Source organism: Burkholderia thailandensis E264, from assembly GCF_000012365.1.
GTDB classification, from domain to species: Bacteria; Pseudomonadota; Gammaproteobacteria; order Burkholderiales; family Burkholderiaceae; genus Burkholderia; species Burkholderia thailandensis.
Map to the genome: position 1 here is coordinate 2,852,106 of NC_007651.1, position 13,057 is coordinate 2,865,162.

General features: G+C 67.5%; 15 protein-coding genes and 2 tRNA genes. 8 read left to right on the forward strand and 9 right to left on the reverse strand.

What is annotated here, in order from left to right; all coding sequences use genetic code 11:
- The first annotated feature begins 29 nt into the window (after window positions 1-29).
- Together dusA and BTH_RS24925 are read left to right on the forward strand one after the other, a co-directional pair.
- Window positions 30-1,049, forward strand: a complete 1,020-nt coding sequence (gene dusA, locus BTH_RS24920; RefSeq protein ID WP_009891353.1) for a tRNA dihydrouridine(20/20a) synthase DusA — start codon at window positions 30-32, stop codon at window positions 1,047-1,049.
- A 72-nt stretch (window positions 1,050-1,121) separates the two neighbouring features.
- Window positions 1,122-1,197: transfer RNA gene (locus BTH_RS24925), tRNA-His, on the forward strand.
- Window positions 1,198-1,862: 665 nt separating this feature from the next.
- On the opposite strand, the gene BTH_RS24930 is transcribed toward BTH_RS24925, so the two are convergent.
- The 6 genes from BTH_RS24930 to ssuD form a co-directional block, all read right to left on the reverse strand.
- On the reverse strand, window positions 1,863-2,117 hold the full coding sequence (locus tag BTH_RS24930) for a hypothetical protein (RefSeq protein WP_009891361.1): 255 nt from the start codon (window positions 2,115-2,117) through the stop codon (window positions 1,863-1,865).
- A 48-nt stretch (window positions 2,118-2,165) separates the two neighbouring features.
- Window positions 2,166-2,363, reverse strand: coding sequence for a hypothetical protein (locus BTH_RS24935; protein WP_009891363.1), 198 nt, complete (start codon window positions 2,361-2,363; stop codon window positions 2,166-2,168).
- A 117-nt stretch (window positions 2,364-2,480) separates the two neighbouring features.
- Window positions 2,481-2,696: a TOBE domain-containing protein gene (locus tag BTH_RS24940; RefSeq protein WP_006026606.1), complete on the reverse strand. Its 216-nt coding sequence runs from the start codon at window positions 2,694-2,696 to the stop codon at window positions 2,481-2,483.
- A gap of 82 nt (window positions 2,697-2,778) precedes the next feature.
- Window positions 2,779-3,786 carry an ATP-binding cassette domain-containing protein gene (locus BTH_RS24945; protein WP_009909606.1) on the reverse strand — a complete coding sequence of 336 codons (1,008 nt, stop codon included), beginning with the start codon at window positions 3,784-3,786 and terminating at the stop codon, window positions 2,779-2,781.
- The gene (gene ssuC / locus BTH_RS24950; protein ID WP_009891370.1) at window positions 3,783-4,589 is read right to left on the reverse strand and encodes an aliphatic sulfonate ABC transporter permease SsuC; all 807 of its coding nucleotides are present in this window, start codon (window positions 4,587-4,589) and stop codon (window positions 3,783-3,785) included. The genes BTH_RS24945 and ssuC overlap by 4 nt, the downstream gene beginning before the upstream one ends.
- A 17-nt stretch (window positions 4,590-4,606) precedes the next feature.
- Complete coding sequence (gene ssuD / locus BTH_RS24955) at window positions 4,607-5,761, reverse strand: FMNH2-dependent alkanesulfonate monooxygenase (protein ID WP_009891371.1); 1,155 nt, start codon at window positions 5,759-5,761, stop codon at window positions 4,607-4,609.
- A gap of 332 nt (window positions 5,762-6,093) precedes the next feature.
- Here ssuD and BTH_RS24960 point away from each other — a divergent pair, with 332 nt between their 5' ends.
- On the forward strand, window positions 6,094-6,528 hold the full coding sequence (locus tag BTH_RS24960; protein WP_038708022.1) for a hypothetical protein: 435 nt from the start codon (window positions 6,094-6,096) through the stop codon (window positions 6,526-6,528).
- 430 nt (window positions 6,529-6,958) lie between these two features.
- On the opposite strand, the gene BTH_RS24975 is transcribed toward BTH_RS24960, so the two are convergent.
- From BTH_RS24975 to BTH_RS24985, 3 genes are read right to left on the reverse strand one after another with little or no spacing between them, the layout of a single operon-like run.
- Window positions 6,959-8,101 carry an enoyl-CoA hydratase/isomerase family protein gene (locus BTH_RS24975; RefSeq protein WP_009891377.1) on the reverse strand — a complete coding sequence of 381 codons (1,143 nt, stop codon included), beginning with the start codon at window positions 8,099-8,101 and terminating at the stop codon, window positions 6,959-6,961.
- A 28-nt stretch (window positions 8,102-8,129) separates the two neighbouring features.
- Window positions 8,130-8,462, reverse strand: coding sequence for a DMT family transporter (locus tag BTH_RS24980; RefSeq protein ID WP_373365264.1), 333 nt, complete (start codon window positions 8,460-8,462; stop codon window positions 8,130-8,132).
- A gap of 11 nt (window positions 8,463-8,473) precedes the next feature.
- Window positions 8,474-8,971 (reverse strand): heme-degrading domain-containing protein, encoded by a 498-nt coding sequence (locus BTH_RS24985; protein ID WP_009891381.1) that lies wholly within the window; start codon window positions 8,969-8,971, stop codon window positions 8,474-8,476.
- Between the two features lie 266 nt (window positions 8,972-9,237).
- Between BTH_RS24985 and BTH_RS24990 the strand changes: the two genes are divergently transcribed.
- The 5 genes from BTH_RS24990 (at window position 9,238) to BTH_RS25010 (ending at window position 12,975) form a co-directional block, all read left to right on the forward strand.
- Window positions 9,238-9,314, forward strand: a tRNA-Met gene (locus tag BTH_RS24990).
- 332 nt (window positions 9,315-9,646) lie between these two features.
- A complete protein-coding gene (locus tag BTH_RS24995; protein WP_004193229.1) occupies window positions 9,647-10,192 on the forward strand; it encodes an NUDIX hydrolase in 546 nt (181 codons plus the stop codon).
- Window positions 10,193-10,200: 8 nt separating this feature from the next.
- Complete coding sequence (gene aat / locus BTH_RS25000) at window positions 10,201-10,968, forward strand: leucyl/phenylalanyl-tRNA--protein transferase (protein WP_009891392.1); 768 nt, start codon at window positions 10,201-10,203, stop codon at window positions 10,966-10,968.
- A 33-nt stretch (window positions 10,969-11,001) separates the two neighbouring features.
- Entirely contained in the window at window positions 11,002-11,832 is an 831-nt protein-coding gene (locus BTH_RS25005; RefSeq protein WP_009891394.1) for an arginyltransferase, read from the forward strand.
- Between the two features lie 105 nt (window positions 11,833-11,937).
- On the forward strand, window positions 11,938-12,975 hold the full coding sequence (locus BTH_RS25010; protein ID WP_009891396.1) for a quinone-dependent dihydroorotate dehydrogenase: 1,038 nt from the start codon (window positions 11,938-11,940) through the stop codon (window positions 12,973-12,975).
- Window positions 12,976-13,057 lie beyond the last annotated feature (82 nt).

Sequence of the window (13,057 nt, forward strand, 5' to 3'; positions counted from 1 at the left end):
ACGCGCCCCGGCGCTTTTCCGTACCGCCTATGTCCGCTTCGCCTGCCCTCAGTCCGCGCCGGGTGTCCGTCGCCCCGATGATGGACTGGACCGATCGCCACTGCCGTTCGTTTCATCGGACGATCTCGCGCCATGCATGGCTCTACACCGAGATGGTGACGACGGGCGCGTTGATCCACGGCGACGTCGCGCGCCATCTGGCATTCACCCCCGACGAAGCGCCCGTCGCATTGCAACTGGGCGGCAGCGAGCCCGCCGAGCTCGCGCATTCCGCGAGACTCGGCGAACGCTGGGGCTACGACGAAATCAACCTGAATTGCGGTTGCCCGTCCGAGCGCGTGCAGCGCGGCGCATTCGGCGCATGCCTGATGAACGAGCCGCAGCTCGTCGCGGATTGCGTGAAGGCGATGCGCGACGCGGTGTCGATTCCGGTGACGGTCAAGCACCGGATCGGCGTCGACGCGATAGAAGACTACGCATTTGTGCGCGACTTCGTCGGCACGGTCGCCTCGGCCGGCTGCGAAGTGTTCGTCGTGCATGCGCGCAACGCGATCCTGAAGGGGTTGTCGCCGAAGGAAAACCGCGAGATTCCGCCGCTCAAGTACGACTACGCGTATCGGCTCAAGCGCGACTTTCCGCAACTCGAAATCGTCATCAACGGCGGCATCACGACGCTCGACGAAGTCGAGCAGCATCTGAGGCACGTCGATGGCGTGATGCTCGGCCGCGAGGCATATCACAATCCGTACGTGCTCGCCGGCGTCGACGCCCGCTTCTACGGCGCGACCGAGCCGGCGCCGACGCGCGAGGCGGTGGAGGCGAAACTCGTCGAATACTGCGCGGCCGAGCTCGCGCGCGGCACGTATCTCGGCGCGATCGTGCGGCATGCGCTCGGCCTGTATCGAGGCGTCGCGGGTGCGCGCGGCTGGCGCCGCGTGCTGTCGGACAGCAAGCGTCTCGCGCGCGGCGATCTATCGATCTTCGATGAGGCACGCGCGCACCTGACGAGCCCGGAAGAATTTTTTGAAAAAAAGGCTTTGCAAAGTTAAACAGCCTTTGTATAATCTCGCTTCTTCGTTGATGCCGCCGCCACGGCGAATCAAACGGAGAAAAATAGAGTGGTGGCTGTAGCTCAGTTGGTAGAGTCCAGGATTGTGATTCCTGTTGTCGTGGGTTCGAGTCCCATCAGCCACCCCAAAGTTTCATTGCAAAACAGGCGCTTCGGCGCCTGTTTTGCTTTCCGCGCCAGAAACTTGAATTCGGGAACGACGCGCCGATTCTCGCATTCGTTCGCGCCACCGTATTAGCGCCGCGCGTTCGCCCTTTGCGCTCCGATTTTCGTCAGCCGCACGACGCGCCCCGCTCCGGTTTGCCGACAACACGAAATCGGCAACGCTGAATCAACGATATCGAACTTCGCGGCGATCGTGACGCCAATTCCCCCGCCGTGGGCCGACGTCGCCCCGCCTGACGCCGCAGGCAATACGCCACTTCGATTCGCTCGCCGCTTTTGCGCCGAAGCTCGTGGCACTCGACGCCCAAAACGCGAAAGCCCCGACCGCATGACGCAGCCGGGGCTTTCTTTGCATCAGATCCTTTGGCACGAGGAGAAGATGCAGTTGCAGTATATTCGACGCGCGCCACGTGACACGTCATTCTTTGTGAATATTTGTATCGCGAGTTAAGCGCTTTCGTGAAAACCGATTCTATCGAGCGAATCGGAGCAACGCTGCAACCGGCGTGCGATATCGGCACCCGTTCGGCACCCGAGACGCAACCGTTGCGAACCGACGGCGCACCGCATGCTCCGCGCACGCCTCGATCCACCGACGAATCGCCGGCCTGGCCGCCGGCAAGCGTCGTCACACAACCCCGGCGCCGAGCAATTCCCGGTCGACCGCCGATCGCGCGACGGCGAGCGTCTGCTCGATCACCCGACGCTCGCTGAGCAACAGCCCGTCGATGTGCACGAGCCGCCAGTCGATCATCACCGCGCCGCCCTGCAGCACCCGGTAATGCGCCTTCTCGCCCGCCCAGACTTGCTCGGTCTTCACTTCGATCTCATAGCCCTTATAGAGCTCGCCGAAGTCGCCGACGTCCCTGCCTTTCGGTTCCATTTCGCCGCCTCCCGATCCGGACAGCCGTGCCAATGCCCGGCGTCTGCGTCAATCGTACGCTTCAGACAGGTAAGCCTTGCCGTCGTCGGTGATGTCGACCCGGTCCGGGCCGCTCTGATAGACGAAGCCGTCGTTCAGAAGCTCCTCGAGCGCGAGCCGGAAACCCGCCGGCAGCGGGCGGCCGGAGCCGAACTGGTCGATCCATTTCAGCGCTTCGATCGCTTCGGGACTCAGGGTAGGAAACATGGCCCGCCTCCGCCGTCGATTTCATTCCATCGTAGCACTTTCGTTCATGCGTGGAAAAACGGCAAGGCCGGCGCCCACGGGCGCAAAGCGCCGCCCGCGCGGGCGGCGTCCGCTCGCTCAGAGGCGGGCGATCGATACTTCGGTCGACTTCACGAGCGCCACCACTTCGGTGCCGACCTTCAGTTCCAGTTCGTCGATCGAGCGCGTCGTGATGACCGACGTGACGATGCCGAACGGCGTGTCGACGTCGACCTCGGACACGACGGGCCCGCGGATGATCTCCTTCACCTTGCCGCGGAATTGGTTTCGTACGTTGATTGCCGTGATGCTCATCGGGTATTCGCTCCGAATGGTTCGTCTGATTGATCTTGGCGATCGATCCGATCGCGTGGGTGGCGGCGCGTCGCCGCGCCCGTCATACCGCCCAGCGCAATCCGTTCGCCTGCGCCGCGCGGCCGCGCGCAGCGCCGCCCGCACTCGCGGCGGCCGAAGTCGCCCCCGCCGGATCAGAGCCCGTCAGCACGCGTTGCAGCACGCGATCCTCGAGCTCGGCGAACGCCGCCGACGCCCGTGCACGCGGCCGCTCGAGCGGCACCGGCTGATCGAACGCGATCCGGCCCGCCTCGATGAGCAGAATCCGGTCGGCGAGCGAGACCGCCTCCTGCACGTCGTGCGTGACGAGCAGCGCGGTAAAGCGATGTTCGCGCCACAGGCGCTCGATCAGCTCATGCATTTCGATGCGCGTGAGCGCATCGAGCGCGCCGAGCGGCTCGTCGAGCAGCAGCAGTTGCGGACGGTGGACAAGCGCCCGCGCGAGCGCGACGCGCTGCCGCTGCCCGCCCGACAATTGCGCGGGCCAGTCGTGCGCGCGCGCGAGCAGCCCGACCTCGTCGAGCACCGCGCGCGCATCGTCCTTCGCGCGCCGCCCGAGGCCGAGCATCACGTTCTGCAGTACGGTCTTCCACGGCAGCAGGCGCGCGTCCTGATACATGATCCGCGTATCGAGCACGCCGCCGCCGTCTCCGCGCTTGACGAGCGTGCCGGCGCTCGGCGTCTCGAGTTCCGCAACGAGGCGCAGCAGCGTCGATTTCCCGCAGCCGCTGCGGCCGACGATCGAGACGAAGCCGCCGCGCTCGATCGCCAGATCGACATCGGCGAGCACGGTCCGCTCGCCGTAGCGCTTGCTCACGCGCGTCAGGCGCACCGACGCATCGCCGGCACCGCGCCGATCGTCGTCGTCATCGCGCGGCGCACGTCCGAATGCGCCGCCCGAGGCGAACGGCAGAGCATGCGCGCCGCCGTCGCGCTCGAGCACGGCGGCGTCCTGCGCATCACCGTCGGCCGTGCGCGGCTGCGCGAGTTCGGCTTCGAGATCCGCCCCCGCGATCGGGCCGTACGTGGCGGCCAGCGAGGTTCCAGTCATGCCCGGCCTCCCGGTTGATACGCGGGGTGCCAGCGCAGCGTCGCGCGCTCGAGCCACTTCGCGAGCACGTCGGCGAGCTTGCCGAGCGCCGCATACAGCAGGATGCCCACCACCACCACGTCCGTTTGCAAGAATTCGCGCGCGTTCATCGTCATGTAGCCGATGCCCGATTGCGCGGAAATCGTTTCGGCGACGATCAGCATCACCCACATCAACCCGAGCGCGAACCGCACGCCGACGAGAATCGACGGCAGCGCGCCCGGCAGGATCACGTCGCGATAGAGCGCGAAGCCTTTCACGCCGTAGCTCCTCGCCATCTCGACAAGGCCCGCGTCGACCGAGCGGATTCCGTGGTACGTGTTGATGTAGACGGGAAAGAACACGCCGAGCGCGACGAGGAAGAGCTTCGCCTTCTCGTCGATGCCGAACCACAGGATCACGAGCGGAATCATCGCGAGCGCGGGGATGTTGCGGATCATCTGGATCGTCGAATCGAGCGCGACTTCGGCGGCCTTCGAAAGCCCGGTCGCGAGACCGAGCGCGAGCCCGACGCCGCCGCCGATCGCAAACCCGACGAACGCGCGCCACGCGCTGACCTTCACATTCGCCCACATGTCGCCCGATTCGACGAGCGCCCACGCGGCGCGCGCGACGGCAAACGGCTCGGGCAGCACGCGGTTCGACAGCGCGCCCGAGCGCGCGGCGAATTCCCACGCGAGCGCGAGCGCAAGCGGCACGAGCCACGGCGCGACCGCGCGCGCGGCCGGGCCGGCGCGGCGCGCGCCTGGATGCGTCGTTGCCATGTCGATGCCCTCCTCGCTCAGCTCTGGCTCACCTTCGGCAAATACCCGTTGCCGACGACTTCGCCGAACGGCCCCGACAGCGGCCCCGCGCGCCGCGCGTCGCCGCCCTTGACGAGCGGAAACACGAGCTCGGCGAAGCGGTACGATTCCTCGAGATGCGGATAGCCGGACAGGATGAACGTCTCGATACCGAGCGCCGCATACTCGCGCATGCGCGCGGCGACTTGCTCGGGATTCCCGACGAGCGCCGTCCCCGCGCCGCCGCGCACGAGCCCGACGCCGGCCCACAGGTTCGGATAGATCTCGAGCTCCTGGCGCGAGCCGCGCTTGCCGCCGTGCAGCGCGGCCATCCGGCGCTGCCCTTCGGAGTCCATCTTCGCAAACGCCTGCTGCGCGCGCGCGATCGTGTCGTCGTCGAGCCGGCTGATGAGGCGATCCGCGTCGCGCCACGCCTCCTCCTCGGTCTCGCGCACGATCACGTGCAGGCGAATTCCGAACCTGATCTCGCGGCCGCGCTCGGCCGCGCGCGCGCGTATGTCGGCGATCTTCTTCGCGACCGCCGCGGGCGGTTCGCCCCAGGTCAGATAAGTCTCGATGTGATCGGCCGCGATCGCGTGCGCGGCGGGCGACGAGCCGCCGAACCACAGCGGCGGATGCGGATGCTGGATGGGCGGATACAGCAGCTTGCCGCCCTTCGCGCGCAGATGCTCGCCGTCGAAATCGACGCTGCCGTTCTCGTGCGATTCGGCGAGCAGCTTGCGCCAGATGTGCAGGAAGTCGTCGGTGAGCGCGTAGCGCGTGTCGTGATCGGCAAAGAGACCGTCGCCTTCGAGCTCGGCCGAATCGCCGCCCGTCACGACGTTGATCAGCAGACGCCCGCCGGAGAGCCGATCGAACGTCGACGCCATCCGCGCGGACAGCCCCGGCGACGACAGGCCGGGCCGGATCGCGACGAGGAATTTCAGGCGCTTCGTCGCCGGAATCAGGCTCGACGCGACGACCCACGCATCCTCGCACGAACGGCCCGTCGGCAGCAGCACGCCGTCGTAGCCGAGCGTATCGGCCGCCACCGCGACCTGCCTGAAGTAGTCGTAATCCGCGGCGCGCGCGCCCTCGGCCGTGCCGAGATAGCGGCTGTCGCCGTGCGTGGGGATGAACCAGAACACATTCATGCGAAGCTCCTGCCTGACTGTTCGTGCAAAAAATGAACGGCGGCGACGCGGCGCGCGCGTCGCTCGCGGATGAGCGGTGGAAATACGCGCCGCGGCGGATCGCGCAATCCGCTCGCGCTGTCGCGCGGCGGGCGGCCCGGCCGTCTCTCGGGAAATCAGTCTAGGGAGCGCGGTTTCGTATAGGAACGATTTTTTCGAGCTTAGGTTTTCCGCTTTCGTGCATAGCGTGCCGCCGCGGCAAATATGCGCGCACGGGCCCCTATAATGTTGCTCCAAGTCCCTGACAACCCCGCGCGCGCCTCGTGGCGCCGCGCCTTTACGTGGCGCTCTCGATGCAGAAAGTGATCCTGCCGTTTCTGTCCGGCTTCCTCGCCGCTCTGTTCTTCCGCGAGGCGACGCTCGCGCTCTTGCACACGGCGGGCCTCATCGACGCGACCGGCTTCTCGACCGCGCCGTTCGCACCGCTCGGCATTCCTGAATTCGTCGCGAACGCGATCATGAGCGCGTGCTGGGCGATCCTGATGGCGTGGCTGCTGCGCGTCTCGCCCGAGCGCGCGGCGCCGTGGGTGCCGTCGCTCGTGTTCGGCGGCATCGTGCTGACCGCCGCGCGCGTGTTCGCGATCGATCCGCTGCGCGGCATCTGGCCCGCCGGCAACATGCTGCCGCCCCTCGTCGTCGGCTTCGTCGCGAATGCGGTCTGGGGCTGGGGCGCGCTCGTGTTCATGCGCGCGTTCATGTCGGACGACAACGGCAGCGACGATGCGTGAGCATCACCGGCCGCCGCGCGCGACGCGGCGCTGCGCCGTGCGGCCGGCCGTCTCGCGCGGTACGACGATTTGCAACGATCGCTCGCCATCCGCGCCGGCGGCCGTGCGATCGTCGACGTCAATCGGCGCGCACGCCGACGGATCGACGCTCCCGCATCGTGTCGGCGGAGCTTTTTCCAGCGAAGCGATCGTCCGAAGCGACTGCGTTTGGCTCGATCCTGCGCGCACCCGCCGCGTGCCGCCCGCCTAACGCGAACCGATCAAGCGATGCCGCACGCGCCGCGCCACGCACGCATGGGCGGACGGAATCGCCAGGACGTCGCAAACGCATCGAGCCTCGCGGCAATCGCGCCCGCCGCCGTGCCGGCCGCCTCCGGCGGTCCGTCGGATCTCCCGCCGCGCGTCGCGCCGCGCGCGATCCGCGCGATCGTCAGTCGCGCAAGCCCTTGAGCGGATGCTCGTCCGCGCGCCACGGGCTCTCGAACATCGTCGCGACCGCCTCCGCCGACACGTCGGCGATCGCCGGATAGCGCCACTTCGGCGCGTGATCCTTGTCGACGATCACCGCGCGCACGCCTTCGATCACATCGCCGCGCGCGAACGTCGAGCGCGTCAGATCGAGATCGCGCCGCAGGCAGTCGGCCATCGTCGCGCCGCGCGCGCGCTCGACGACTTCGAGCGACACCGCCATCGACAGCGGCGACAGCGAGCCGCCGCGCATCGCGTCGCGCGCCTTGTCGGCCCACGCGGCGCGCACCGCTTCGTCGCGCTCGGCGTCGAGCGACGCCGCGATCGCGGCGACGTCCGCCTGCGCGAAATGCCGGTCGATCGACGCGCGCGCGGCCGCGAGCGCCGACGCATCGGGCGCGGGCGCCGGCGCGTGCCGCGCGGCTTCGGCCGCGACGCGCGCCGTCACCGCCGCGCCGTCGTCGAAGCGCTCGGTGCGCAGCGCGTCGACGAGCGCCGGCAGCGCCGCATCCGGCAGATAGGCGTCGGCGAGCCCCGCGTACAGCGCGCTCGCCGCATCGAGCGTCGCGCCCGTGACGGCGAGATAGCGGCCGAGCGCGCCCGGCGTGCGCGCGAGGAACCAGCTCATGCCGACGTCCGGAAAGAGCCCGATGCGCGTTTCCGGCATCGCCATCTTCGTCGAGTCGGTGACGACGCGCAGCCCGCCCGTGCGCTTGGCCGCCTGCGAAATGCCCATTCCGCCGCCCATCACGACACCGTGCATCAGCGCGATATACGGCTTCGGATACGTGAAGATCGCGTGGTTCAGCGAATACTCTTCGATGAAGAACCTGTCGATCGACGCTTGATCGCCGCGCCGGTGCGCATCATGGAAGAAGCGCACGTCTCCGCCCGCGCAGAACGCGCGCGGATGCGGACTGTGGATCACGACGGCGAGCACGCCGGCGTCGTCGCGCCACGCGTCGAGCGCGCGATGCAGCGTGCGGATCATGTCGGTCGACAGCGCGTTGAGCGCCTGCGGACGGTTCAGTTCGAGAAAGCCGATGCGGTTCGCGACATGCGCGCGAACGTCGGCCTGGGGCGAATCGGAATGGGATGCGTTCATGACGATGGAAAGTGGGCCGGCGCGGCCGTCAATGCGCCTGCATTTTCGAAAAGAGATTGAGCACCGCGACGCCCGAGATGATGAGCGCGAGCCCGACGATCGCGGGCCAGTCCGGCACCTGCCGATAGAGCACCACCGCGACGAGCGTGATGAGCACGATGCCCGCGCCCGACCAGATCGCGTACACGATGCCGACGGGCATGCTCCTGAGCGTCAGCGACAGGCAATAGAACGCGGTGCCGTAACCCGCGGCGACGACGAGCGTCGGCCAGAGCCGCGTGAAGCCATCGGCCGCGCGCAGCGCCGACGTGCCGATCACCTCGGCGACGATCGCGATCGCGAGCCATGCGTAACCGGGCAGTTGCATTGCCGTCAGCTCCTTGCGAGCGCGAGCGTCTCGTACGCGTGGCCAAGCTGCGCGCACAGCGCTTCGACGACGAGCTCGTGGTCGCCGCGCTGCGGCAGCCCCGACACCGTGACCGAGCCGATCACGCCCGCGCCGGCGACCGCGAGCGGAAATGCGCCGCCGTGCGACGCATATTCGGCAACGGGCAGCCCGTGCTTGTCGGCGAGCGTCGCGCCCGCCTGCTGCATCCGCAGCCCGACCGCATACGAGCTGCGCCTGAAGTGTGCGACGACGTTGCCCTTGCGGCGCGCCCAGTCGACGTTGTCGGGCGTCGCGCCGTCGAGCAGCGCGAAGAAGAGCGGCTGACCGAACGTGCGCACGTCGATCGCGACCGCGTGACCGCGCGCGAGCGCGAGCTCGCGCAACTGCGAGCCGAGCGCCCATGCGCGCGCGGCGTCGAACTGCGGGAACACGAGGGTCTTTTCCTGTACGGCGATCGACTGCAGATCGAGAGCGATATCCATGAAGCGTATAGGCGAACGAAAGCGAAAACACGAAGGGGAAAGGCGCGTGCCGCGACGGACGGCGCACGCACTGCGCGGCGCTTGCGGCGCGGCCGGTAAAACGGCCCGATGGAACAGCCCGAAAGTACGGTCAGTACGGCCCGATTCTAGCGCAGCGCCGCTCGCGAGCCGTTCGGCGAGCGGCTCGCGCAGCCCGCCGAACGGAAATCATCAGGAAGGTGTTGCGTTTATCGGGGTAACTCCTTATAATTTCATTTTTCGACGGACGCGGGGTGGAGCAGTCTGGCAGCTCGTCGGGCTCATAACCCGAAGGTCGTAGGTTCAAATCCTACCCCCGCAACCAAGCCAGTTCTTTCGCAAGCGAGCCCGAAGCGCGCGAGCCTGCGAAAACGGATGAATCCGCGTCGGAATCAAACGAAAAGCCCGCCCTCCACGGTGGGCTTTTCGCTTTTCCGGCGCCTGCGCGATTGCGTCGCCGATCTGCATCCGCGCGCCATCGCACGCAACCGGCGCGCGATGCGCGGAACCCGGCGCCGAACGCGCGCGAAACAGAATCGCGATCGCGTGCGGCCCGCAGGCCGGACTGCGCCGCCGCGCCCGCCCGCTCGGCGTCGAGCGCACGAGAATGCCCTCACCCGGTGATACACTCGCATCACCATTTCCCATCCCCTTTCTATGAAATTCTGTTCCGTTTGCGGCCACGAAGTCATCGCGCGCATCCCGCCGGGAGACAATCGCGAGCGCTTCGTCTGCGACCAGTGCGGCACGATCCACTATCAGAACCCGCGCAACGTCGTGGGCACGATTCCCGTCTGGGGCGATCAGGTGCTGCTGTGCCGGCGCGCGATCGAACCGCGCTACGGCTACTGGACGCTGCCCGCGGGCTTCATGGAGATGGGCGAGACGACGGCCGAGGCCGCCGCGCGCGAAACGCTCGAGGAGGCGGGCGCGCGCGTCGAGGTGCAGAACCTCTTCACGCTGCTGAACGTGCCGCACGTTCATCAGGTGCATCTCTTCTATCTCGCGCGCCTCGTCGATCCGTCGTTCGAGGCGGGCGAGGAAAGCCTCGAAGTGAGGCTGTTCGACGAGGCGGACATTCCGTGGGACGAGATCGCGTTTCCGACCGTGAGTCAGACGCTGCGGTTCTTCTTCGCCGACCGCGAAGCGGGCGACTACGGCGTCCACACGGGCGACATCTTCCGCTCGCTGCGCAACGGCTAGGCGCGCGCATGGTTCCGTGGCTCGGCCCAGACGATCCGTTTCCGAGCGTCGAGCGCGCGCTCGGCGCGGCGAGCGGCGCGCCCGGCCTGCTCGCCGCGAGCGCGGACCTGCTGCCGTCGCGCCTCATCGACGCGTACCGGCGCGGAATTTTCCCGTGGTATTCGGACGGCCAGCCGGTACTCTGGTGGAGCCCCGATCCGCGGATGATCCTCGTGCCCGCCGAGTTCAGGATCTCGGCAACCTTCAGGAAAACGCTCAAGCGCGTGCTGCGCGAGCCGCGCTGGGAAATCCGCGTCGATTGCGACTTCGCCGGCGTGATGCGTGCGTGCGCGCAGGCGCCGCGGCGCGGGCAGCGCGGCACATGGATCACCGCGGAGATCATCGACGCGTATTCGTCGCTGCACCGCGCGGGCGACGCGCACAGCATCGAAACCTGGCTGGACGGCCGCCGCGTGGGCGGCCTGTACGGCGTGTCGTTCGGCGGGATGTTCTTCGGCGAATCGATGTACGCGGACGTGAGCGACGCGTCGAAAATCGCGCTTGCCGCGCTCGTCGCGCACCTGCGCGAGCACAGGGTAGTAATGATAGACTGCCAGCAGAACACGTCGCATCTGGCGTCGCTCGGCGGCCGCGAGATCGCGCGCAAGGCGTTCGTCGCCCACGTGCGCCGCGCCGTCGCCGAGCCGCCGATATCCTGGCGGTTCGACAAGACCGTCGTCGCCGGATTGCTCGGCCAAGCCGCTTCGGCGACGGCAGCGGATGCGTTCGATCGTTAGCGCGGCAAAACATCAAGACATCGAGAGCTGCCCATGACTCATCCCACTGAGCTGCCGCTTTCACCGCTTTCGGCGTTGCAATTCTATGCAACGGCCCCCTACCCGTGCAGTTATCTGGATGGGCGCATCGCGCGCTCGCAAGTCGCGACGCCGAGCCATCTGATCAATTCCGACATCTACACCGAACTCGTGAAGGCGGGCTTTCGCCGCTCCGGCGTATTCACCTACCGCCCGTACTGCGACGGCTGCCGCGCATGCGTGCCGGTTCGCGTGCCCGTCGACGCGTTCGCGCCGAACCGCGCACAGCGGCGCGCGTGGAAGCGCCACCGCGCGCTCGTCGCGACCGTGTCGCCGCTCCACTACGACGAGGAGCACTACGCGCTCTACATGCGCTATCAATCGGCGCGCCACGCGGGCGGCGGCATGGACCGCGACAGCCGCGATCAATACGAACAATTCCTGCTGCAAAGCCGGATCAATTCGCGGCTCGTCGAATTCCGCGATCTCGATACGCCCAAGGACGGCGCGAGCGCTCTGCGCATGGTCAGCATGATCGACATCCTCGGCGACGGCCTGTCGTCCGTCTATACGTTCTTCGATCCGGACGAGTCGCACGCGAGTTACGGCACCTACAACATCCTCTGGCAAATCGAGCAGGCGAAGAGCCTGCGCCTGCCATACGTCTATCTCGGCTACTGGATTCGCGAAAGCCCGAAAATGGCGTACAAGGCGAACTTCCATCCGCTCGAGGGACTCGTGGACGGCCGCTGGAAAGTGCTCGATCCGACGCTCGTCGATCTGCCGCCCGTCGACGCCGCGCTCGCGCGCGCGCCGCTGCCGGGCGGCCATTCGGGCACGCGCTGAGCGCGCGCGGCCGCACCCGTCGCCGCGCGCCCGACGAAGGCGCGCCGGCGCTTCTCGGCTAAAATAGCGGGTTGTCAATTTTTCGGCCGCCGCCGCCCCTTTTTCGTGTTCAGCTCCCTCTATCCGCTTGCCCGTGCATCCCTCTTCAAGATGGATGCGGAGGACGCCCATCATCTGACCCTGCGCATGCTCGGCGCCGCGGGCCGCACCGGCCTCGCACGCGCGCTGTCGTCCCGCGTGCCCGACGCGCCGCGCACCGTGATGGGGCTCACGTTCCGCAATCCGGTCGGGCTTGCGGCCGGTCTCGACAAGGACGGCGCGGCGATCGACGGCTTCGCCGCGCTCGGCTTCGGCTTCATCGAGGTCGGCACGGTCACGCCGCGCGCGCAGCCCGGCAACCCGCGCCCGCGGATGTTCCGGTTGCCCGAGGCCGGCGCGATCATCAACCGGATGGGCTTCAACAACAGCGGCGTCGATCAGTTCGTGAAGAACGTGCAGGCGGCGCGCTACCGCGGCGTGCTCGGCCTGAACATCGGCAAGAATGCCGATACGCCGATCGAGCGCGCGGCCGACGATTACCTGTACTGCCTCGAGCGCGTCTACCCGTTCGCAAGCTACGTGACGATCAACATCTCGTCGCCGAACACGAAGAATCTGCGACAGCTCCAGGGCGCGGGCGAGCTCGACGCGCTGCTTGCCGCGCTGAAGAACAAGCAGCAGCGCCTCGCCGACCTGCACGGCAAGCTCGTGCCGCTCGCGCTGAAGATCGCGCCCGATCTCGACGACGAGCAGGTGAAGGACATCGCCGCGACGCTGCTGCGCCACAACATCGAAGGCGTGATCGCGACCAACACCACGCTGTCGCGCGACGCGGTGAAGGGCCTGCCTCATGCCGACGAGGCGGGCGGGCTGTCCGGGCGCCCCGTGTTCGACGCGTCGAACGCGGTGATCCGCAAGCTGCATGCGGAGCTCGGCGACGCCGTGCCGATCATCGGCGTGGGCGGCATCTTCTCCGGAGACGACGCGCGTGCGAAACTCGCCGCGGGCGCGTCGCTCGTCCAGCTGTATACGGGCTTCATCTATCGCGGTCCGGCGCTCGTCGCCGAATGCGTGAAGGCGATCGCTCGCGGGCAAACACGGTGATATAGAAATAAACAAACGATATTTAGACATCGATTGTTATTTCACTATCATTGGGCGATCGATCTCAAGGCCTCATCGAAGG

Excerpts from the sequence above, each read along its gene's own strand:
- dusA (WP_009891353.1), top strand. The coding sequence starts at position 30 with ATGTCCGCTTCGCCTGCCCTCAGTCCGCGCCGGGTGTCCGTCGCCCCG.
- BTH_RS24930 (WP_009891361.1), bottom strand. The coding sequence starts at position 2,117 with ATGGAACCGAAAGGCAGGGACGTCGGCGACTTCGGCGAGCTCTATAAG.
- BTH_RS24935 (WP_009891363.1), bottom strand. The coding sequence starts at position 2,363 with ATGTTTCCTACCCTGAGTCCCGAAGCGATCGAAGCGCTGAAATGGATC.
- BTH_RS24940 (WP_006026606.1), bottom strand. The coding sequence starts at position 2,696 with ATGAGCATCACGGCAATCAACGTACGAAACCAATTCCGCGGCAAGGTG.
- BTH_RS24945 (WP_009909606.1), bottom strand. The coding sequence starts at position 3,786 with ATGACTGGAACCTCGCTGGCCGCCACGTACGGCCCGATCGCGGGGGCG.
- ssuC (WP_009891370.1), bottom strand. The coding sequence starts at position 4,589 with ATGGCAACGACGCATCCAGGCGCGCGCCGCGCCGGCCCGGCCGCGCGC.
- ssuD (WP_009891371.1), bottom strand. The coding sequence starts at position 5,761 with ATGAATGTGTTCTGGTTCATCCCCACGCACGGCGACAGCCGCTATCTC.
- BTH_RS24960 (WP_038708022.1), top strand. The coding sequence starts at position 6,094 with ATGCAGAAAGTGATCCTGCCGTTTCTGTCCGGCTTCCTCGCCGCTCTG.
- BTH_RS24975 (WP_009891377.1), bottom strand. The coding sequence starts at position 8,101 with ATGAACGCATCCCATTCCGATTCGCCCCAGGCCGACGTTCGCGCGCAT.
- BTH_RS24985 (WP_009891381.1), bottom strand. The coding sequence starts at position 8,971 with ATGGATATCGCTCTCGATCTGCAGTCGATCGCCGTACAGGAAAAGACC.
- BTH_RS24995 (WP_004193229.1), top strand. The coding sequence starts at position 9,647 with ATGAAATTCTGTTCCGTTTGCGGCCACGAAGTCATCGCGCGCATCCCG.
- aat (WP_009891392.1), top strand. The coding sequence starts at position 10,201 with ATGGTTCCGTGGCTCGGCCCAGACGATCCGTTTCCGAGCGTCGAGCGC.
- BTH_RS25005 (WP_009891394.1), top strand. The coding sequence starts at position 11,002 with ATGACTCATCCCACTGAGCTGCCGCTTTCACCGCTTTCGGCGTTGCAA.